The following is a 20508-nucleotide window of genomic DNA, read 5'->3' on the forward strand; positions in this document are numbered from 1 at the left end:
TGCCGGCTTAAATTGCCCGGCTGGCCGTGGGATCACGCCTACTGCATCGCCTGCGATGTCTCGGATTCGATACGCCAGCCGCCGCCGGCCTTGACCAGCCCAAGCGTGACGCGCGCCTTGCCGGTCAGGCGTGCCGCCGACGTGTCCTTTGGAAGATAGTCGTAGCGCATCGCAAAGACTGCCTCGGCGCGATCTTCGCCCTGCGGAGCGACTTCCAGGCTGCCGGCCTCCATGCTTAGCGACCAGGAGGCCCACTGCGCGAACCAGTCGGCCTTGACCTTGACGATGGCGTCGGCGTCGTAGCGGGTTCCGAAGATGATGGCGGATGGGCCGTAGAGCCGTTTGACGGTCTCGCTCATCGCCCTGGTGTCCGGCGTCAGATAGTCCTGGCGCAGGAATTTCTCGATCGATCCCTTGTCGTCGCCGACAGAGCGTTCAAGTGCGGCGACTTCCGTCGAAGGCGCGGGCGCCGCGGCCGGCCTTTGTGGCTCTGCGGGTTGTCCGTCCGAGACGAATTCGAAGCGTTCGAGCAGCGATCCCTGCTCCCAGGGGCGCTGGGTTTCGCGGGTTTGCGAAACCACGTCGCGGCGCACCGCGATCATCATGTCGTTGATGCTCTGGCCGGGCTCGGCGATGTGGCGCAGCAGGGCGGCGGCGAAGGGCGAGTTGCGTCCGCTGCCGTCCATGGCGACAGCGCCAGGTGCCGTCGAGAAGGCGATGAACGAGCCGCGCGTCGAATCGAATTGCGCCAGCCCGGCCAGCGCCTTCGCCGAGCGCGTGGTGGCGGTGCGGCTGAGACTGCGGGCAAATGGATTGTTGCGGCAGGCATCGAGAAACACCAGGCTGACCTTGGTCTGCTGTTCCATGATGTCGAGGACTTCGTCGATCGGCACGGCCTCGAGCTGCAGCTTGACCGGTACGTCCAGCCTGGCGTCGACCGGCACGATGTAGTTGCGCCCGTCGACCTGCAGGCCGTGGCCGGCATAATAGAAAAGCCCGACGCCGGCGCCCTGGAGCGCATCGGAAAACGCGCCGATGCTGCGTTCGAGTTCACGCTTGCCGAGATCATTGCCCTCGATGACCTCGAAGCCGATCGAGCGCAGCTTGTCGGCGATGTCGAGGGCGTCGTTCACAGGATTGGCCAGCGTGCCGGCTTCGGCGTAAGTGCCGTTGCCGATGACAAGCGCCACGCGCCGTTGCGGCTGCGCATCCGCGCTCAGCAGCAAAAGTCCCAGAAATGCCCATGCAAGGATCGCAAGCCTGCCCATGGGGCAGATCATAACGCCATCGGCCCCGGCGACGCCATCGGATTTGAAATGCAGGCCTAACCACGAGCGGGTTCGAGCTCCCGGGCAAGAGCGACGAAAACGCCTTGCGCCCGCGCGGTCTATCGGGCAAACCGGCCTTCCCCTGCGATTTTTCCCGCCCGAGGCCTCCATGTCCACGACGATTTCGCCGCTCGCGCCGAAGAAATACCCCAAAATGCCGGAAATCGAAGGGGTGCGCATCGCCACCGCCGAGGCAGGGATAAAGTACAAAAACCGCACCGATCTTTTGACCATGGTCTTCGATGAAGGCACCGCGATCGCCGGCGTGTTCACGAAATCGAAATGCCCTTCGGCGCCGGTCGACTTCTGCCGGCAGAATCTCGGCGCAGGCAAGGCCCGGGTGCTGGTCGTCAATTCCGGCAACGCCAACGCCTTCACCGGCAAGAGAGGCCGCGAGTCGACCGCGCTGACCGGCGAGGCGGCCGCGAAGGCGGCCGGCTGCACGGCAGCGGAGGTTTTCCTGGCCTCGACCGGCGTCATCGGCGAGCCGCTCGATACCAGCAAATTCAGCCATCTGCTCGCGGGACTGGTCAGCAACGGCAAGCCCGGGCTGTGGACCGAAGCGGCAAAGGCGATCATGACCACGGATACCTATCCGAAACTGGCGACCGCGACCGTCAAGCTCGGCGACACCGATGTCACCATCAACGGCATTTCCAAGGGCGCCGGCATGATCGCGCCCGACATGGCGACGATGCTCTCCTTCATCGCCACCGACGCGCCGATCGCCGCCCCTGTCCTGCAGGATCTGTTGTCGCGCGGCACGGCCAAGACTTTCAACGCGGTCACCGTCGACAGCGACACCTCGACCAGCGACACGCTGCTGATCTTCGCCACCGGCAAGGCCGCCAAGCGCGGTGCGCCGGAGATAACCGATCCCAGGGATGCCCGTCTCGGCGCGTTCCGCCGGGCGCTCGGCAAGGTGCTGAAATCGCTGGCGCTGCAAGTGGTGCGCGACGGCGAGGGCGCCCGCAAGCAGGTCGAAGTCACCGTCACCGGCGCCAAATCGGCGCGCTCGGCCAAGCGCATCGCGCTGTCGATCGCCAATTCGCCGCTGGTCAAGACGGCGGTCGCCGGCGAGGACGCCAATTGGGGCCGCGTCGTCATGGCCGTCGGCAAGGCCGGCGAACCCGCCGATCGCGACCGGCTGTCGATCTGGTTCGGCGACAACAGGCTGGCGCATGAAGGCGAGCGCGACCCCGGCTACTCCGAGGCCGCGACGTCGGCCTACATGAAGCGCGACGACATCCGCATCCGTGCCGATATCGGCATCGGTCGCGGCAAGGCGACGGTGTGGACCTGCGATCTCACCAAGGAATATGTCGCCATCAATGGCGATTATCGGAGCTGACGGTTTTGAGCTCCAGGCATCCGGCAAGCATGCTCGCGATCGTACGCCGCTACGAGGCGGCCGGCTTTCGCGCCTGGCCGGCAGCCGCCGTCCACTATGACGGCACCTGGGTGGTGCGGCTGACCGCCGGCCATCCGGCCAAGCGGCTGAACTCGGTCAATCCGCTCGATCCCGGCGATATCATGCACATGGCCGACCGTATTGGCCGGGCCAGCCGCCGTTTCGATGCCTATGGAAGGCCGCTGACGTTCCGCATGTCGCCGCTGTCGGGCCCAGATCTTGCCAGCCATCTCGACCGCGAGGGCTGGAGCCGGTTCGACGAGTCGCTGGTCATGCGGCTGCCGCTGGCCGGCGCGCAGCTCGACGCCGCCATGGACCAGATTCCGCTCAAGGACATCAGCCGCTTCATCGGCGCGTTGCTCAAGGTCAGCGGTTCGGATGTTTCGCTGCGGCCCGGCCTGTCGGAGATCATCGGCGCCATCCAGCCCGAAGCCGGGCTGTTCGCGCTCGAAGATGGAGCCGAGGCGCTGGCGACGCTTATCTGCGTGCATGACGGCGATCTCGCCGGCCTGTTCGAGGTCGCCACCGACAAGTCGGCACGCAACAGGGGCCATGGCCGCAACCTGATCCTGTCGGCGCTCAAATGGGCGCGACTGCGGGGCGCGCGGGAAGCCTGGCTGCAGGTCGAGGCCAACAACGTGCCGGCGCTGGCGCTCTACCATTCGCTCGGCTTCGAGGAAGTCTATCGCTACCACTACCGCCGGCCGCCGGGTCATGAATGATGTCGTGACCGCCGGCAAACGCCTGCTCCTGGTCGCCGCCTGCGCGCTGGTCGATGCCGACGGCCGGGTGCTTTTGGCGCAGCGGCCTCAGGGCAAGCAACTTGCCGGGTTGTGGGAATTTCCCGGCGGCAAGGTCGAGCCCGGCGAGACGCCCGAACAATGTATCATTCGCGAACTGCATGAGGAAATCGGCATCGAAACCGACATCCCATGCCTGGCGCCGCTTACTTTCGCCAGCCATTCCTACGACGATTTCCACCTGCTGATGCCGCTGTTCGTCTGCCGCCGCTTTCGCGGCATAGCCCAGCCCAGGGAAGGGCAGACGCTGAAATGGGTGCGGCCGAAGCAGATGCGCGACTATCCGATGCCGCCGGCCGATGCGCCGCTGATCCCGTTCCTCATCGATCTTCTCTGAGGCTCGCGTCCGGTCGGTTCCTGGCCGAGGCGTGTATCAGCCAGCGTTAATGGAAGATTTATCTCGTCGTGAAAAATTGAAGCATGGCCGTTCGCGGCCGAGCCGTCGATTTGCCGGGGAGCGATAGTATGAGCCTAGACAGGGATTGGGACTCGATCCGGCCCGAGCGCGGCTTTCGCGCCGCCGATGCGGGCATGGGCATATTGCGCATCACGCTGCTGTTCGGTTCGGCCGCGGTGGCGCTGGCGCTGATCGCAACCCCTTTCCTCGACAGCCAGACACGCTCGCTCTCGGCCCGTAATGGTTTCGGCGGGCTCGACATGGCGGCCACAGGCTCGATCGGCCATCGCGAAACCTACACGCTGCGCCGCAGCGTGCTGCAGCCGCAGCCGAGCTCGGTCTGCATCATCAGGTCCAATGGCAGGAGCAGCGGCGACTGCTGACATGGTTAAGAGATTTCGGAAAGGCGGCAGCTTCATCGCCTGTTAAGCCTTTGCCGTTAACCTTTCTTAACAGGTCGGCTGTAAGGTCCCGGACAGAGGGGTTAAGGCCATGAAAGCAGTGCTGCTGGGTTTTTTGAACGACGAGACCGGCGCCACGGCCGTCGAATATAGCCTGATCGTCGCCGTGCTGTCATTGGCTATCGTCGGCGGCATCGGTGAGGTCCGTGACGGGATCGTCTGGCTGTTCAGCGACAACAGCAAGCTTGCGAACGCTTTCGCACCCACTCCCTGATCCAACTTTTCCGCGCCTGCGGGCAGGATCATTGCCCGTCGGGCGCCTCCAGGATTGTTTTCAGCGAGACCTTGGCCGACCCTGGCTTCAGCGGTTTTTGCTGCGATGCGTCGGGCGCCCAGCCGGACATCCAGACAATCGAGAAACTTGCCCTGACACGGCCATCGGGGTCGGAAAACCGCTCGGCGTAGATTTCCGCCGCGCGGGCAAACAGCTTGCGCGAGCCCGGCCGCCGGCTGCGATCGGTGAGCGCATTGGTTTCGCCCATGGCCCGCAGATCCGCCATCAGGTTGAACAGGCTGGCATAGCGCACGGTCACCGTCTCGACGTCGGCGACCGGCAGAGCGAGACCGGCGCGCTGCAGCAGCGCACCGGCATCGCGCACGTCGGTGAACGGGGCGACACGCGGGCTGGCGCCGCCGTAAAGCTCGGTCTCGGCCGAAAGCAGGCTTTCGCGCAATTCGAAAAGCGTACCGGCGCCGGCAAAGGCGCCGAGGAAAAGCCCATCCGGCCGCAACGCACGGCGGATCTGGATCAGCATGCCGGGGATGTCGTTCATGGCCTGCAGCGACAGAAGCGACACCGCCAGATCGAGGCTTTCCGCTTCGAACGGCACGGTTTCGAGCGGTGCGATCAAGCCGGCGCCGCCACCGCTCAGGAAGGCCGTGTCCGCCTCGACGCGGACAATGTCGGCGACCTTGCTGCTTTCGGCGAGCGTTTCGGCCGCCGCCGGCGTCTGGCAAAACAGCACAGCCGCCTTGCCGAACCTGCGCTCGACGGCGCCCAGCCGGTCGGCAAGGTCCTCGGCCGTGCGGCGCATGAGAAAGTCCGCACCGTCGACCGGATGGGCAAGCGCGCGCCGCTTGTGCGCCAGCCACAGAGAGGTATCCATTATCGGCTGCAACGGGCAGATCCTTTGTTTGTCCACGCTCCGAGATCGTTGATATAGTGGCGTGCAGGAGCAACCACCTGGCCGATCCGATGCCCAAGATCAAGTCCATCGGAATAACGAACCTGGCCCGGTCGGTTGTCGGCTGGCCGGCGCGGATGCTGTTTCCGCCGGTCTGCGCCGGTTGCCGCCGGCATGTCTCGCAGCCAGGCGTGCTGTGCGGCGCCTGCTGGCCGAAGCTCAGGCTGCTGGAGCGGCCATGGTGCCCGGTCATGGGCACGCCGTTCACCCACCATATGGGCGAAGGCTTTCTGTCGGCCGAGGCGATTGCCGATCCGCCGCCTTTCGAGCGGGCGCGGGCGGCGGTCGCCTATTCCGGCGTTGCCCGACAGATGGTGCAGGGGCTGAAATACCAGGATCGCACCGATCTGGCACCATGGATGGCGCGCTGGATGGTTCGCGCCGGTGCCGATCTCATCGCCGACGCGGATGTGGTGGTGCCGGTGCCGCTGCACTGGCGGCGCTTTTTCAGGCGGCGCTTCAACCAATCTGCGGAACTGGCGAGGGCCGTCTCGACGCTCAGTGAATTGCCCTTCGCCCCCTCGGCGGTGCGGCGCGTGAAACTCACCCGCCAGCAGGTCGGGCTGGAGCGCGGGGAACGCGAGGAAAATGTGCGGGCCGCCTTTCGGGTACCCGCCGAGGCGGAAATCGAGATCGCCGGCCGCAGGGTGCTTTTGATCGACGATGTCTACACCACCGGCGCCACGGTGCGCTCCGCCACCAAGGCGCTGAAAAGGGGAGGTGCGGCCGCCGTCGACGTGCTGACCTTTGCCCGTGTGTTGCCGGGGGACTTCCGGGCGGACGAGTCCGCGACTATATAAGTCGGCAACGAACAGCGGAAATTCGTCATGGTCGATGTCACGATCTACACCCGCATGATGTGCGGCTATTGCACGGCAGCCAAGCGGCTGCTCGAGCGCAAGGGCATAGCCTTTACCGAGCACGATGCCTCCTTCTCGCCGGAACTGCGCCAGGAGATGATCTCCCGGGCGCATGGCCGCTCGACCTTTCCGCAGATTTTTATCGGCGATACGCATGTCGGTGGCTGTGACGATCTCCACGAGCTGGAGGCCGAAGGCCGGCTCGACAAACTGCTCGCTGACGGCGCGACGAATTAAGGGAATGACGATGGGTGTTTTCAAAGCCGCTGCGATCCAGATGCGTTCAGGCGAGAGCCCCGAGCGCAACGCCGTCGATCTCGAACGGCTGGTGCGTGAAGCAGCTGGCCAAGGTGCCGCCTACATCCAGACGCCGGAAATGACCGGCGCGCTGATCCGCGACAAGGAAGCTCGCGCCGCCTCCTTCACCTCCGAGGACAAGGATATCGTCGTTTCGACCGCGCGCAAGCTGGCCAAGGAACTCGGCGTCTTCCTGCATATCGGCTCGACAGCCATTTTACGCGCCGACGGCAAGCTCGCCAACCGGGCGCTGCTGTTCGGGCCGGACGGCGCCACGCTCGCGACATACGACAAGATCCACATGTTCGACGTCGATCTCGACAATGGCGAGAGCTGGCGCGAATCCGCCGCCTATGAGCCGGGCACCGAGGCCGTCGTCACCGAGATCGAGGGTGCAAAGCTCGGCTTCGCCGTTTGCTACGATCTGCGCTTTCCGCAACTCTTCCGCGCCGAGGCACTGGCCGGCGCCGACCTGCTTTCCGTACCTGCCGCCTTCACCCGGCAGACGGGTGAGGCGCACTGGCATGTGCTGCTCAGGGCCCGCGCCATCGAGAATGGCGCCTATGTCGTCGCCGCCGCGCAGGGCGGCTTGCATGAGGATGGCCGCGAGACCTACGGTCATTCGCTGATCGTCGATCCGTGGGGCCGTATCATCGCGGAAGCCGCGCATGACGAGCCGGCGGTGATCATCGCCGAGATCGACCCGGCGCAGTCGCTTGCCGCGCGCAAGAAGATCCCCAATCTCAGGAATGCGCGGGATTTCGCCGTCAATGCTGGCTTGGGCGAGGCGCCGCGGCTCAGGGGTGCAGCCTCTTGATCCGTTTTGCCCTGATCTGTGAGCACGAGCACGAATTCGAAGGCTGGTTCCGCAGCAACGACGATTTCGACACCCAGAAGAAGCGCGGCTTTGTCGATTGCCCCACCTGCGGTTCGCACAAGGTGCAGAAAGCGCTGATGGCGCCGGCTGTCTCCACGGCGCGCAAGCAGGAAACCATAGCGCTCGCCATGGGCGAGGCGCAGAAGCAGGCTCTGGCGCAGCTGAAGGCGATGGCCGAGAAGGTGCGCGAGAATGCCGACTATGTCGGCGACAAGTTCGCCGAGGAAGCGCGAAAGATCCATTTCGGCGAGAGCGACCCGCGCGGCATCTATGGCGAGGCGACGCTGGACGAGGCCAAGAGCCTGGCCGAGGATGGCGTCGAGTTCATGCCTATCCCGGTATTCCCGGACGATCGCAACTGACCGGCTAGCTGACGCTACCGATCAATTTCTCAAGCAGCCGAGAGAGCGTTTCGCGTTCCGCCTGCGTCAAGCCCGAGAGAACCGCGTGCTCGTTGGCCACGTGGGCGGTAACGGCCTCGTCGACCAGCGCCAAGCCCTTTTCGGTCAGCCTCACGACAATGCCGCGTCTATCGTTGGGATGAGGCCCACGCAGGATCAATCCGGACGTTTCGAGCCGGTCGAGCCGGTTGGTCATGGCGCCCGATGTGACCATCGTCGCTTCATAGAGAGCGGTCGGCGTCAGCGCATAGGGTGAGCCAGCGCGGCGCAGCGTCGCCAGCACGTCGAACTCGCCCGACTGCAATCCATAGCGGGCAAACAACGGCGCCAGGCGCTCGCGGGCGATCAGCGAGGAGGCCTCGTTCAGCCGTCCGAGCACGGCCATCGGCGAGACATCCAGATCGGGCCGCTCCCGCTTCCATTGCTCGATCGCTCTTGCTGCCCTGTCCAACTGTCTCACCATTATTTATCTTGACGTTAAGAATCTTGCCATTATCTTATCGTAACATGCAATGCCGGCCAAGAGCCGCCGCGCTACAGGATTCGGTCAATGAAACTTCTCTGGGATTCGGCGCTCGGCCTGCTGGTCGTCACCGGCGGCCTGCTCGGCCTGACGCTGCCCTTCGGCAAGCTCGCCACGGCTGCCGGCGTGCCGGCCATGGTCTGGGCCTTCGTCATCTCGCTCGGCGCCGGCGGGGTCTTGCTGTGCGTGCTCTTGGCTCGCGGCAAGCGGGTCCGGCTCACCGCGCACAAACTGCGCTATTTCTTCGTCACCGCCGCGGTGTCCTATGCTGTCCCCAACCTCCTGATGTTCTCGGCCATCCCGCATCTGGGCGCCGGCTACACCGGCATCATGTTCACCCTGTCGCCTGTCATCACACTGGTGTTCTCGATCCTGTTGCGTGTCCGGCGCCCCAACATGCTGGGCATTGTCGGCATCGCCGTCGGCTTCGTCGGCGCTGTCATGGTGGCGGTGACGCGCGGCGAGGCCGGCCAGCCGGCCGATTTGTTCTGGGTGGCGATGGGGTTGCTCATTCCGGTCAGCCTTGCCGTCGGCAACATCTACCGCACGGTCGACTGGCCGGACGGCACCGGCCCGATCGAGCTTGCCGTCGGCAGCCATCTGGCGTCAGCGGCGATGCTGCTTGCCGGCATTCTTCTCCTGTTCGGCGGCGAGGCTTTCGTGCCACTCGGCGGCGTGCCGCTGGTGGTGGTCGCGCAGGTCGCGTCGGCGTCGGCGATGTTTGCCTTCTTCTTCAGGCTGCAGGCGGTTGGCGGTCCGGTCTATCTCAGCCAGATCGGTTATGTGGCGGCCGCCGTCGGCCTGTTTGCCGGAACCATCTTCCTCGGCGAGCACTATCAGTTGCTGACCTGGGCAGGCGCGCTCATCATCACTGCCGGCGTGTTCATCACCACCAGGGCACAAAGCCAGAAGGGTCGAGTTCCTGCAGCCGGAGCCGCCTTGCCGATCCGTTAGGCCTGGCTCGCGTCAAAGATTTTCCTGAGAGCCGGCGGGGCAACATTTCGCCATGACATCCGTATTGCGCTGCGAAATGTCTTTCATCGCATGCGTCAAGAATGATCGACGTCCAGCCCTTTCGTCCCCATCCACCAGGCACTGGCTTGAAAACCAGCGGTTCGGCTGCAGTCGTCATCTCTTGCTGGCCGATGTCGAGCTTTATGACGGCGCGATCGTTTTCGGGCAGCGACATGAAGATGCGATTGCGTACCCGGAAGTCGGCCTTGCCGAAATGCGATTTCTCGGCCGCTTCGGGAAGCTCAAGCGCCAATTGTCGGGCTCTCACACTGTCCACGGTCCGACAAATCTCCAGATCAGCCTTCAGACCGAGCCTTTTTCCGCCAGGACCATGTAGTTGACGTCCATGTCCTTCGACCGCGCCCAGCGGTCGGCCAGCGGGTTGTAGGTGACGCCGGTGCGGTCGATGATGGTCAGGCCGGCGCCGCCAAGCGCCTTTTCGAGCTCTTCCGGGCGCACCAGCTTGCCGAACTGGTGGGTGCCGCGCGGCAGCCAGCGCAGCACATATTCGGCCCCGATGATGGCTAAGCCCAGCGCCTTCAGCGTGCGGTTGATGGTGGCCACGAACATGATGCCGCCGGGCCGCACCATCTCGCCGCATTTGGCGACGAACAGGTCGATGTCGGCGACATGCTCGACCACTTCCATGTTGAGGATGACGTCGAATTTCTCGCCGGCGTCGGCAAGGTCTTCGGCCGTCGTGGCGCGATAGTCGACGCTGACATTGCCCTCGGCGGCGTGCAGCTTGGCCACTTCGATGTTGGTTTCGGAGGCATCTGCGCCCACAACCTCGGCGCCAAGCCGCGCCATCGGCTCGCACAGAAGTCCGCCGCCGCAGCCGATGTCGAGGATGCGCAGGCCCTCGAAAGGCCTTGCAGCGCGCGGGTCACGGCCGAAGCGCGTCGCTATCTGGTCGCGGATATAGGCCAGCCGGACCGGATTGAATTTGTGCAGGGGACGGAATTTGCCGTTCGGGTTCCACCATTCGGCGGCAAGGGCGGAAAAGCGTTCCACTTCTCCGGCATCGATCGTCGATCGTCGGGGCTCTGGCATCGGTTGGTCTCCTCGACACTACAGCGCCGCGCGTCCTCTTGGACGCGCAAAGGACGCTGTAGCACTTTAAATTCTGCGTATGATCCTTTCCGAAATCGACTTCGATTTCGGGGTCATGCGCTAGGAAGTCGGGCGTGAGGCCGCGAATGTCAAGGCAGCATTTTCCTCGGCCTGCCAGGCAACAGGCTCTGTCAGGGCATGTCACCTGTCACGCGCCTGCATCGAAACACAATTGATCCGCCGGGCGAAAAGGAGACAGGATTTGAATTGGAGGAAACCATGATGAAACAGGAAACGGCTTCGATCCTTTGGCACCGCCTCGACGTGGAGGGTCACGACGCCTGCCTGTTGTCACAGACCAATGTCGGGCACAGTCTCGAGGGACAGGCCATCTTCATCCAGGACGGCAAGCCGTGCTGCCTTGGCTATGAGGTGATCTGCGATGTCGGCTGGCGCACGCGTTCAGCGCGGATCGACGGCTTTCTCGGCACCCGCAAGCTGCATTATGCGATCGAACGCGATTCGGACGGCCAGTGGACGCTGAATGGCGAAGTCCAGCAGGGCGTCGACGGCTTTGTCGATGTCGATCTTGGCTTCACACCGGCATCGAACCTGCTGGCGATCCGCCGGTATGGCCTCGGCATCGGCGAGGCGACGCCTGCCCCGGCCGCCTACCTGACTTTCCCTGAACTGAGCCTGGTGCGCCTCGATCAGACCTATCGGCGTCTCGACACGGTTCGCTACGCCTATGCCGCGCCGGTATTCGGCTATGACGAGACCCTCAACATCTCGCCGCACGGCTTCGTTGTCGACTATCCTGGCCTGTGGAGAAGCGCGGCTGCGTCAGACTGAAGCGATTGTGATCAATCCGCTGCGCCCTGCGTCGTGCCGAGCACGTCACGCAGTTTCGCCGCCAGTTGCTCGATGGTGAAGGGCTTGGCGAGGAAATGCACGTCGTGGTCGAGCACGCCGTTGTGGACCACCGCGTTCCTGGTGAAGCCGGTGGTGAAGATCACCTTCAGCAGCGGCATGCGGGCAAGGGCCTCTTCCGCCAGCTTGCGGCCGTTCATGACGGGCATGACGATGTCGGTGAACAGTAGGGCGACGTTCGGGTTCTCCGCCAGTTTCTGCAACGCTTCCTCGCCGCTCGCGGCATGAATGACGGTGTATCCGAGTTCGCGTATGGCCTCGGTGGTGGAGACCCTCACGCGGGCATCATCCTCGACGACAAGGATCGCTTCGGTGACCGGTGCGGCGGGGTTGTCGCCCCGCCCCGTGGGCCCGGCCGGCTCTTCGGCGCCGAAATACCGCGGCAAGTAGATCTTGATCGTCGTGCCTTCGCCGGGTTCGGAATAGATGTTGACATGGCCACCCGACTGCTTGACGAAGCCGAACACCTGGCTCAACCCCAGTCCGGTGCCCTTGTTGACCGCCTTGGTGGTGAAGAAGGGTTCGAAGGCCTTGGCGATGACATCGGGGGTCATGCCCGAACCGGTGTCGCTGACGGCGATCATCACATACTGGCCGGCCGCGACTTCGGCATGGGCGGCGGCGTAGCTGTCGTCGAGATGGCTGTTGGCGGTCTCGATGGTCAGCTTGCCATCATCGCCCATGGCGTCGCGGGCGTTGACGGCCAGGTTGAGAACGGCGTTCTCGATCTGGCTCGGGTCGGCATGGGTTTTCCACAAGCCTCCCGCCAGCACCGTTTCGATGCGGATGGTTTCGCCGAGTGCCCGCCGGATCAGGTCGGACATCCCGGTCAGCAGGCGGTTGGCGTCGACGATCTGCGGCGCCAGCGGCTGCTGACGCGAGAAGGCGAGCAGCCGGGCCGTCAGATTGGCGGCACGGGTCGCGGCATCGATCGCCGCGTCGATGAATTGTGCGATGTCGTGCTCGCCGCGCGCCAGCTTGCGCTGGGCGAGATTCATGGCGCTGATGATCACCGCCAGCATGTTGTTGAAGTCGTGGGCGATGCCGCCAGTAAGCTGGCCGACCGCCTCCATCTTGTGCATCTGGCGGATCTGGGATTCGGCCTTTTCACGTGTCTCGATCTCATTGCCGAGCGCCACGTTCTTGCGCACCAACTCATCCTGGGCAACGGCAACCTCATGGAAGCGGCGGCGCGATTCCCTGATCGCGTAGCCGGCAAGCAGGAAGATCGCCAGCAGCGCCGCCAGCGAGCCGATGCGCAGCCAGGCCTCGACCTGATCGATATGCTCGTCGCGCGCGGCGACGGCTGCGGCGCTGATGCGTCGGACCGTATCCATGCTGGTCCGGATTTCGTCCATGACTGCCTTGCCCTGGCCGCTGCGAATCAGATCCAGCGCTTTCGTCGCATTGCCCTGGTCGTACAGGGCAATCGTCTCGGCCAGTTCAGCCTGCTTTTGCGAAAGCGCGTCCTTGATATGGTTGATCGGCTGGACGAGCTGTTCATCGGGGGCGGTCAAGCTGTCGATGCGGGCAAGTTGCCCCGGAATGGCGCCGACAGCGTTCCGATAGGGTTCGAGATAGGATTTCTCGCCGGTCAGCAGGTAGCCATGCTGACCNCATGCTGACCGTTTTCGGCTTCCTGTGCCAGAGAAAGCAGACCCGAAAGCAATTGCTGATATTCGATTGCCTCGCGCGCGGCGGCGCGGTTGGCCCGCTGTTCCTCGACCAGCATGGCTCGGCTGCCGACAATCAGCGCCAGCACGGCAAAGCCGGCGACGAGCGGGAGCGATTGCCATCGCATGGCACGTCGAAGACGAGCAATCATCATCTGTTATGCCGAACCAAAAGAATTCCCCGCAGGCTGCATTTCGTAAGCGGCGGCGGGGCGGAAGGCAATATGCCGGCTTCCGGAGCCGGCAATCGGCCGCCAGTCTTGCGAAACCTTCATCATTTGGCTAAGGAGGCCGCGCATTCAGCGGCCGGCGTCAGCCGGCCTTCCGCTTTTCGGGATTCCGGCTTTTGGCCGGGATTCGGCTTCAGGCAAAGGCATTTCGCTCCCATGGCGCGCATCGTGATGAAATTCGGCGGAACCTCGGTCGCCGACATCGCCCGCATCCGCAACGTGGCGCGTCACGTCAAACGCGAGGTCGACGCCGGCCATGAGGTGGCGGTGGTCGTTTCGGCGATGGCCGGGAAAACCAATGAACTGGTCGGCTGGACGCGTGAGGCCTCGCCGATGCATGACGCACGCGAATATGATGCGGTCGTCGCTTCCGGCGAGCAGGTCACGGCCGGCCTTCTGGCCATCACCTTGCAGAACATGGGCGTGCATGCCCGCTCCTGGCAGGGCTGGCAGATCCCGATCAAGACCGACAATGCGCATGGCGCGGCGCGCATCCTCGACATCGACGGCGCGTTCCTGATCAAGCGCTTCGGCGAGGGCCAGGTGGCGGTGATCGCCGGTTTCCAAGGCATCGGCCCGGACAATCGCATCGCCACGCTCGGCCGCGGCGGCTCCGACACCAGTGCTGTCGCCATCGCCGCGGCGGTCAAGGCCGATCGCTGCGACATCTATACCGATGTCGACGGGGTCTACACCACCGATCCGCGGATCGAGCCCAAGGCGCGGCGGCTGGCCAAGATCTCGTTCGAGGAAATGCTTGAAATGGCTTCGCTCGGCGCCAAGGTTCTGCAGGTGCGTTCGGTCGAGCTTGCCATGGTGCACAGGGTGCGTACCTTCGTGCGGTCGTCCTTCGACGATCCCGACGCGCCCGGAATGGGGGATTTGCTCAATCCGCCCGGAACGCTCATTTGCGACGAGGAAGAGATCGTGGAACAGCAGGTCGTCACCGGAATTGCCTACGCCAAGGATGAAGCGCAGATTTCGCTGCGCCGGGTCGGCGACCGGCCGGGCGTTGCCGCCGGCATCTTCGGGCCGCTGGCCGAGGCCAACATCAATGTCGACATGATCGTCCAGAACATTTCCGAGGACGGCAAGTTCACCGACATGACCTTCACCGTGCCGTCGGGCGATGTCGACAAGGCGCTGGCCGTGCTTGAACGGCTAAAAGCCGAGATTGGCTACGACGTCGTGCAGTCGGAAGCCGGCATGTCGAAGGTTTCGGTCATCGGCATCGGCATGAGGAGCCATGCCGGCGTCGCCGCCACCGCTTTCAAGGCGCTGGCCGACAAATCGATCAACATCCGCGCCATCACGACCTCCGAGATCAAGATTTCGATCCTGATCGACGGTCCGTATACGGAACTTGCGGTTCGTACTTTGCATTCCGTCTACGGTCTGGATAAGCAGTAGCGAGAACGATTTGAGTTGTTGCGTGTGCGCCGGTCGCGGTGGAAACTGCGGCGGGCAGAATGCCCATTGGAGAACAAGCCGCGATGCGTGATCAGGCCAGTGGCCCGCGCGTTTTGCTCAAACGGCTCCGCGAGCTCATGCAGGAGCCGCTGGAGCCGCAGGAGCGGCTTGACCGGATTGTGCGCGACATCGCCTCCAACATGGTCGCGGAAGTCTGCTCGCTCTATGTGCTGCGCGCCGATTCGGTGCTCGAACTCTATGCCACCGAAGGTCTGAACCCGAACGCCGTCCATTTGGCGCAGTTGCGGCTGGGCCAAGGTCTGGTCGGCACGATCGCCGCCAGCGCGCGGCCGCTCAACCTGTCCAATGCGCAGGAACACCCTGCCTTCGCCTATCTGCCGGAGACCGGGGAAGAGATCTACAACTCGTTCCTCGGCGTGCCGGTGCTGCGGGCAGGGCGCACGCTGGGCGTGCTGGTGGTGCAAAACAAGACCATGCGCCACTACCGCGACGACGAGGTCGAGGCGCTGGAAACCACGGCGATGGTGATCGCCGAGATGATCGCCACCGGCGATCTGGCGCGGCTGACCCGGCCCGGCCTCGAACTCGATCTGCGCCGTCCTGTCAGCTTCACCGGCCTGTCCTTCAATGAGGGCGTCGGGCTTGGCCATGTGGTGCTGCACGAGCCGCGCATCGTCGTCACCAATCTGTTCAACGAAGACAGCGAGGAAGAGGTCCGCCGGCTCGAGACCTCACTCAGCTCGCTCAGGCTGTCCATCGACGACATGCTGGAACGCCGCGACGTCGCCTTCGAAGGCGAGCATCGCCAGGTGCTGGAAGCCTATCGCATGTTCGCCAACGATCGCGGCTGGGTGCGGCGGCTGGAAGAGGCCATCCGCAACGGCCTGACGGCCGAAGCGGCGGTGGAAAAGGTGCAGAGCGACATGCGCGCCCGCATGCTGCACATGACCGATCCCTATCTGCGCGAGCGGATGAGCGATTTCGACGACCTCGCCAACCGCCTGCTGCGCCAGCTGATGGGGCGCGGGCCGGAAGATGTCGCCGCATCGCTGCCGAAGGATGCCATCATCGTTGCCCGTTCGATGGGGGCCGCCGAGCTGCTCGATTATCCCCGCGACAAGATGCGCGGGCTGGTGCTCGAGGATGGTGCCGCGACCAGTCACGTCGTCATCGTCGCGCGTGCCATGGGCATCCCCGTCGCCGGCCAAATGAAGGGCGCCGTTTCCATGGCGGAAAACGGCGATGCCATCATCGTCGACGGCGAAGAGGGCGTGATCCATTTGCGGCCGCAGCCAGATCTCGAGGCCGCCTACGCCGAAAAGGTGCGTTTCAGGGCGCGCCGGCAAGAGGTCTACCGCGAGCTGCGCAAGAAGCCGTCGACGACCAGGGATGGTGTCCAGGTCGATTTGCTGATGAATGCCGGTCTTGCCGTCGACCTGCCGCAGCTTGCCGAAGCGGGCGCGGCCGGCATCGGCCTGTTCCGCACCGAATTGCAATTCATGGTCGCTTCCACTTTTCCCCGGGCCGAGGCCCAGGAAAAGCTCTACCGCGACGTGCTCGAGGCGGCGCGCGGCAAGCCGGTCACCTTCCGCACCATCGATATTGGCGGCGACAAGGTGCTGCCCTATTTCAAGGGTGCGATCCAGGAAGAGAACCCGGCGCTTGGCTGGCGGGCGATCCGCCTGACGCTCGACCGGCCAGGGTTGTTGCGCACCCAGATCCGCGCTTTGCTCAAGGCCAGCGGCGGCCGCGAATTGAAGCTGATGCTGCCGATGGTGACCGAGTTGGGCGAGATCGCCCAGGCACGCGAGATCATCGACCGCGAGGTGCGGCATTTGTCGCGCTTTGCCCATCATTTGCCGACCAGCCTGAAGCTGGGCGCCATGTTGGAAGTGCCGTCGCTCCTGTTCCAGCTCGATGAATTGATGAAGGCGGTCGATTTCGTCTCGGTCGGTTCGAACGACCTGTTCCAGTTCGTCATGGCCGTTGACCGCGGCAACACGCAACTGGCCAACCGCTTCGACACGCTGTCGGCGCCGTTCCTGCGCGTGCTCAAGCAGAGATCGGAAGAGCACACGTCTNGACTCGGTTTCCGCTCGATCTCGATGTCGCCGGCCTCGATCGGTCCGGTCAAGGCGATGCTGACGGAACTGCCGCTGGACGAGTTGGAGGCGTTTTTCGTCGACAATCTGATGGCTCCGGCACAGGGCTTGCCGATGCGAGCGCTGCTGCAGGCCTTTGCCGACGACCGTTCGATCCCGTTATAGCAGCCTCATCATGGTCAATTTGCCCCGCGATCGTATGGATCAAGTCGTCAAGCGTTTCGAGATGCTCGAAGCGCAGATGTCAGCCGGCCCGGCGCCGGATGCCTATGTTCGCATGGCGTCCGAATATGCCGAAATCCAGGACATGGTTGCCAAGGTCAGGGCACTGCGCCTGGCCGAGCGTGAGCAGGCCGACCTCGAAGCCATGCTTGCCGACAAGGGCACCGACGCCGAGATGTGGGCGCTCGCCGAGGCCGAGCTGCCGGACGTCGAGGACCGTATCGAGGCGCTGCAGAAGGACATCCAGATCCTGCTGTTGCCCAGGGATGCCGCCGACGACAAGAACGCCATTCTCGAAATCCGCGCCGGCACCGGCGGAGACGAGGCGGCGCTTTTCGCCGGCGACCTGTTTCGCATGTATGAGCGCTACGCCGCCGAACGCGGCTGGCGTTTCGAGACGGCCTCGGCCAGCGATGGCGATGCCGGCGGCTACAAGGAAATCATCGCCACCGTGTCGGGCAAGGGCGTCTTTGCGCATCTGAAATTCGAATCCGGCGTGCACCGCGTGCAGCGCGTACCGGCAACCGAGGCCAGCGGGCGCATCCACACCTCGGCGGCAACCGTCGCGGTGCTGCCCGAAGCCGAAGAGGTCGACATCGACATCAGGGCCGAAGACATCCGCATCGACACGATGCGCGCCTCGGGTTCGGGCGGCCAGCACGTCAACACCACCGATTCGGCCGTCCGCATCACCCATCTGCCGACCGGCATCATGGTCGTGCAGGCGGAGAAATCGCAGCATCAGAACCGCGCCAAGGCCATGCAGATCCTGCGGGCCCGGCTATATGATCTGGAGCGCGGCAAGGCCGACGAGGAGCGTTCCGAATCGCGCAAGTCACAGGTCGGTTCCGGTGACCGCTCGGAACGCATCCGCACCTATAATTTCCCGCAAGGCCGCGTCACCGACCACCGCATCAATTTGACGCTGTACAAGCTCGACCGGGTGATGATGGGCGAACTCGACGAGATCATCAACGCGCTGATCGCCGATCACCAGTCGAAATTGCTCGCCGACATCGGCATCGATGGCTGATCAACTGCCCGAGACGCTGGGGCAGTTTCTGCGGGAAGCGCAGGCTCGGCTTGCCGCTACCGCTATCGATGATCCAGCGCTCGATGCGAGGCTGATCGTCGAGCATTTTTCCGGCACCACGCGCACGCAAGCCATTGCGGACCCCGAACGCAGGCTCGGCGCCGGCGTTGTTGCCGAAATCGATGCCGCCTTGAGACGCCGCGCTAGCGGCGAACCGGTGCATCGCATCCTCGGCTATCGTGAATTCTACGGTTTGCGCCTGTCGCTGTCGCCGGAAACGCTGGAGCCGCGGCCGGATACCGAAACGCTGGTCGAGGCGATATTGCCCTTCGTCAAGGCAGTTGCGGCGCGGGAAGGCGAGTGCCGCATCCTCGATCTTGGCACCGGCACCGGCGCCATTGCGCTGGCGCTGCTCAGTGTCGTGCCGACGGCTAACGCCACGGGCGTCGATCTGTCCGCGGGTGCGCTGGCGACGGCGGCGCGCAATGCCGGGCAACTGGGTCTTGCAGGCCGGTTCACGGCGCTGCAGTCGGACTGGTTCGAAAAAGTTTCCGGCCGGTACCATGTAATTGTCGCAAACCCTCCCTATATAACCACGGAAGACATTGGAAATCTGCAGGACGAAGTCCGCAATTTCGACCCGCGCCTGGCCCTGGATGGCGGTGCGGACGGTCTGAACCCCTACAGAACCATCACAGCGGAAGCGGCAAGGTTTTTGGAAACTGAAGGCAGGATTGCGGTCGAGATCGGCCATACGCAACGCAACGAGGTCTGCGAGATATTCGCTGCAGCCGGCTACGTGTCGGGCGGTGCTTTTCGTGACCTCGGTGGAAACGACAGGGTTGTTGTCTTTGAAAGGATAAAGCCTTGACGCAGTGCAAAAAAGCGCTTGGCAATGCCGGGGAATGCGGCTAGGGTCGCCTTAACCGGATGAGACGAAGCAGGCAGTGCTCTTAGCGATTCGGTTTTCCTTGGAAATAGCTGCCTTCTTGCGCAAACGATGCCCAAGCTTCGTGCGGGAATCGTCCGGCAAGTGATGTAACCGGAACAGGATGGCACGTGGCGCCAACGCAATCGATGCGGGCGAACGCCGGTGAAGAGACGAAACGGCTGGCTGCATGAGCGCCTCCGTTCGTGAAGAGTTTTTCGAAAATTTCAAAATGAAGAGAGTTTGATGAGGCCACAACAGCAGAACAGGCGCATGCGCGGTCGCAACAATAGTGGCGGCGGCGGTGGTAACAACAACAACAACAATAACAACAACAACCGCAAGGGGCCTAATCCCCTGACGCGCAACTACGAGAGCAATGGCCCGGATGTGAAGATCCGCGGTTCGGCTCAGCAGATCGCCGAAAAATACGCCACCCTTGCCCGCGATTCTCACAGCTCCGGCGACCGGGTCATGGCGGAGAACTATCTCCAGCACGCCGAGCACTACAATCGCATCATCGCGGCCGCACAGGCGCAGATGCCGATCCAGAACGCGCAGCAGAATCGCGACGATTTCGACGATGACGGCGACGAGGATCGCGACGATTTCGACAATGGCGGCAACAACAACAGCAACACTGTTTCCGACGTCCAGATCCCGGTGATCAACCATGGCGCCGGCCCGCAGCCGGTCATCGAAGGGACGCCTGCCGAGGTTGCGCTCAACCGGGAAGGTGGCCGCGAGGCCCGTGATAACAATGGCGGGCGCAACAATGGTGGCCGCGACAACAATGGCGGGCGCCATCGCGATCGTCGCCCCAATGGCGGTTATGGCCAGAACGGCCAGCGCGACTTTGGTTCACCCGTGGAACAAGGTGGTCAGCCTCAGGGCAACGAGCCCCCGGTTCAGGGCGAAGCCGTTTCGCCGACCGAATCTGCAGCGCCGGCCGAACCGGCTCCGTCGTTCGAGAATCTTTCCCCGGCAGGTCTTGCCGCCCAGGCCGAACTCAACGAGGCGGCCGCCGAAAGCGGGGCTGCCCGTCGTCCGCGTCGTCCGCGCCGCCCGCGCGTCAACGCCGATCAGGCTGACGGCGGTGGCGAAAGTGCCGAGGCGGCCCCGGTCGAAAGCGGCAATGCCCAGCCGGTCAATGTCGATATCGACAACTGATCGAACGGCATTTCAAGGCATTGAACGGCGGAGAGAAATCTCCGCCGTTTTCGTTTGGGCGGCCGTGCAATATTATGAAGTTGCCGATATCGAGACGTCTTGAGGGTTCGGAGCTTGTGCACCATATCAGCCTCAACTGGACCCGGCTCGAATGGGCGGGTCCGTCACCGCAATCGGATCCGG

21 protein-coding genes and 1 pseudogene are annotated in these 20508 nt (G+C 63.9%); 16 read left to right on the forward strand and 6 right to left on the reverse strand.

Translation table 11 applies throughout. The features are described from left to right. Positions 1-38: 38 nt before the first annotated feature. Positions 39-1268 (reverse strand): caspase domain-containing protein, encoded by a 1230-nt coding sequence (locus X735_RS151955; protein ID WP_023811148.1) that lies wholly within the window; start codon positions 1266-1268, stop codon positions 39-41. Positions 1269-1437: 169 nt separating this feature from the next. On the opposite strand from X735_RS151955, the gene argJ reads away from it, so the two are divergent. The 5 genes from argJ to X735_RS151930 all read left to right on the forward strand — a co-directional run bounded on the left by argJ (position 1438) and on the right by X735_RS151930 (position 4611). After that, a complete protein-coding gene (gene argJ, locus X735_RS151950) occupies positions 1438-2679 on the forward strand; it encodes a bifunctional glutamate N-acetyltransferase/amino-acid acetyltransferase ArgJ (RefSeq protein ID WP_023811149.1) in 1242 nt (413 codons plus the stop codon). A gap of 29 nt (positions 2680-2708) precedes the next feature. After that, a complete protein-coding gene (locus X735_RS151945) occupies positions 2709-3461 on the forward strand; it encodes a GNAT family N-acetyltransferase (protein ID WP_031213220.1) in 753 nt (250 codons plus the stop codon). Continuing rightward, a complete protein-coding gene (locus X735_RS151940) occupies positions 3454-3876 on the forward strand; it encodes a (deoxy)nucleoside triphosphate pyrophosphohydrolase (RefSeq protein WP_023811151.1) in 423 nt (140 codons plus the stop codon). The genes X735_RS151945 and X735_RS151940 overlap by 8 nt, the downstream gene beginning before the upstream one ends. A gap of 128 nt (positions 3877-4004) precedes the next feature. Further along, positions 4005-4319: a hypothetical protein gene (locus X735_RS151935; protein WP_023811152.1), complete on the forward strand. Its 315-nt coding sequence runs from the start codon at positions 4005-4007 to the stop codon at positions 4317-4319. A 109-nt stretch (positions 4320-4428) separates the two neighbouring features. Continuing rightward, a complete protein-coding gene (locus tag X735_RS151930; RefSeq protein WP_023811153.1) occupies positions 4429-4611 on the forward strand; it encodes a Flp family type IVb pilin in 183 nt (60 codons plus the stop codon). Between the two features lie 28 nt (positions 4612-4639). On the opposite strand, the gene X735_RS151925 is transcribed toward X735_RS151930, so the two are convergent. Next, positions 4640-5515, reverse strand: a complete 876-nt coding sequence (locus X735_RS151925) for a methyltransferase domain-containing protein (protein ID WP_023811154.1) — start codon at positions 5513-5515, stop codon at positions 4640-4642. A gap of 65 nt (positions 5516-5580) precedes the next feature. On the opposite strand from X735_RS151925, the gene X735_RS151920 reads away from it, so the two are divergent. The 4 genes from X735_RS151920 to X735_RS151905 are packed head-to-tail and all read left to right on the forward strand — an operon-like array spanning position 5581 to position 7977. Then, positions 5581-6381, forward strand: coding sequence for a ComF family protein (locus X735_RS151920; RefSeq protein ID WP_023811155.1), 801 nt, complete (start codon positions 5581-5583; stop codon positions 6379-6381). Positions 6382-6408: 27 nt separating this feature from the next. Beyond that, positions 6409-6678 (forward strand): glutaredoxin 3, encoded by a 270-nt coding sequence (gene grxC, locus X735_RS151915; protein WP_023811156.1) that lies wholly within the window; start codon positions 6409-6411, stop codon positions 6676-6678. A gap of 10 nt (positions 6679-6688) precedes the next feature. Next, positions 6689-7555 (forward strand): carbon-nitrogen hydrolase family protein, encoded by an 867-nt coding sequence (locus X735_RS151910; protein WP_023811157.1) that lies wholly within the window; start codon positions 6689-6691, stop codon positions 7553-7555. Further along, positions 7552-7977 carry a DUF1178 family protein gene (locus X735_RS151905; RefSeq protein ID WP_023811158.1) on the forward strand — a complete coding sequence of 142 codons (426 nt, stop codon included), beginning with the start codon at positions 7552-7554 and terminating at the stop codon, positions 7975-7977. Before X735_RS151910 ends, X735_RS151905 begins: the two co-directional genes overlap by 4 nt. A 4-nt stretch (positions 7978-7981) precedes the next feature. On the opposite strand, the gene X735_RS151900 is transcribed toward X735_RS151905, so the two are convergent. Then, positions 7982-8467, reverse strand: a complete 486-nt coding sequence (locus X735_RS151900) for a MarR family transcriptional regulator (protein WP_023811159.1) — start codon at positions 8465-8467, stop codon at positions 7982-7984. A gap of 99 nt (positions 8468-8566) precedes the next feature. Here X735_RS151900 and X735_RS151895 point away from each other — a divergent pair, with 99 nt between their 5' ends. After that, the gene (locus X735_RS151895) at positions 8567-9493 is read left to right on the forward strand and encodes a DMT family transporter (protein WP_023811160.1); all 927 of its coding nucleotides are present in this window, start codon (positions 8567-8569) and stop codon (positions 9491-9493) included. On the opposite strand, the pseudogene X735_RS1000000167485 reads toward X735_RS151895, so the two are convergent. Continuing rightward, positions 9490-9830 (reverse strand): annotated as a pseudogene (locus tag X735_RS1000000167485) (MmcQ/YjbR family DNA-binding protein). The gene X735_RS151895 and the pseudogene X735_RS1000000167485 sit on opposite strands and share 4 nt — an antisense overlap. Positions 9831-9856: 26 nt before the next feature. Next, the gene (gene ubiG / locus X735_RS151890) at positions 9857-10606 is read right to left on the reverse strand and encodes a bifunctional 2-polyprenyl-6-hydroxyphenol methylase/3-demethylubiquinol 3-O-methyltransferase UbiG (RefSeq protein ID WP_023811162.1); all 750 of its coding nucleotides are present in this window, start codon (positions 10604-10606) and stop codon (positions 9857-9859) included. Positions 10607-10885: 279 nt separating this feature from the next. Between ubiG and X735_RS151885 the strand changes: the two genes are divergently transcribed. After that, a complete protein-coding gene (locus X735_RS151885; RefSeq protein WP_348625586.1) occupies positions 10886-11458 on the forward strand; it encodes a putative glycolipid-binding domain-containing protein in 573 nt (190 codons plus the stop codon). Positions 11459-11469: 11 nt separating this feature from the next. Here X735_RS151885 and X735_RS01000000165835 read toward each other — a convergent pair whose 3' ends face one another. Beyond that, positions 11470-13206, reverse strand: coding sequence for a CHASE3 domain-containing protein (locus X735_RS01000000165835; protein WP_245273211.1), 1737 nt, complete (start codon positions 13204-13206; stop codon positions 11470-11472). A 389-nt stretch (positions 13207-13595) separates the two neighbouring features. On the opposite strand from X735_RS01000000165835, the gene X735_RS151880 reads away from it, so the two are divergent. From X735_RS151880 to X735_RS151860, 5 genes are all read left to right on the forward strand, one after another. Beyond that, positions 13596-14849 carry an aspartate kinase gene (locus tag X735_RS151880; RefSeq protein WP_023811164.1) on the forward strand — a complete coding sequence of 418 codons (1254 nt, stop codon included), beginning with the start codon at positions 13596-13598 and terminating at the stop codon, positions 14847-14849. An 83-nt stretch (positions 14850-14932) separates the two neighbouring features. Beyond that, entirely contained in the window at positions 14933-17137 is a 2205-nt protein-coding gene (ptsP, locus tag X735_RS151875; RefSeq protein WP_023811165.1) for a phosphoenolpyruvate--protein phosphotransferase, read from the forward strand. 10 nt (positions 17138-17147) lie between these two features. Beyond that, the gene (gene prfA, locus X735_RS151870) at positions 17148-18227 is read left to right on the forward strand and encodes a peptide chain release factor 1 (protein WP_023811166.1); all 1080 of its coding nucleotides are present in this window, start codon (positions 17148-17150) and stop codon (positions 18225-18227) included. Next, on the forward strand, positions 18220-19098 hold the full coding sequence (prmC, locus tag X735_RS151865; protein ID WP_023811167.1) for a peptide chain release factor N(5)-glutamine methyltransferase: 879 nt from the start codon (positions 18220-18222) through the stop codon (positions 19096-19098). Before prfA ends, prmC begins: the two co-directional genes overlap by 8 nt. 303 nt (positions 19099-19401) lie before the next feature. Next, positions 19402-20325: a DUF4167 domain-containing protein gene (locus tag X735_RS151860; RefSeq protein ID WP_023811168.1), complete on the forward strand. Its 924-nt coding sequence runs from the start codon at positions 19402-19404 to the stop codon at positions 20323-20325. Positions 20326-20508: the final 183 nt, after the last annotated feature.

This window comes from Mesorhizobium sp. L2C084A000, from assembly GCF_000502875.1.
In the GTDB taxonomy this organism is placed as follows: Bacteria; Pseudomonadota; Alphaproteobacteria; order Rhizobiales; family Rhizobiaceae; genus Mesorhizobium.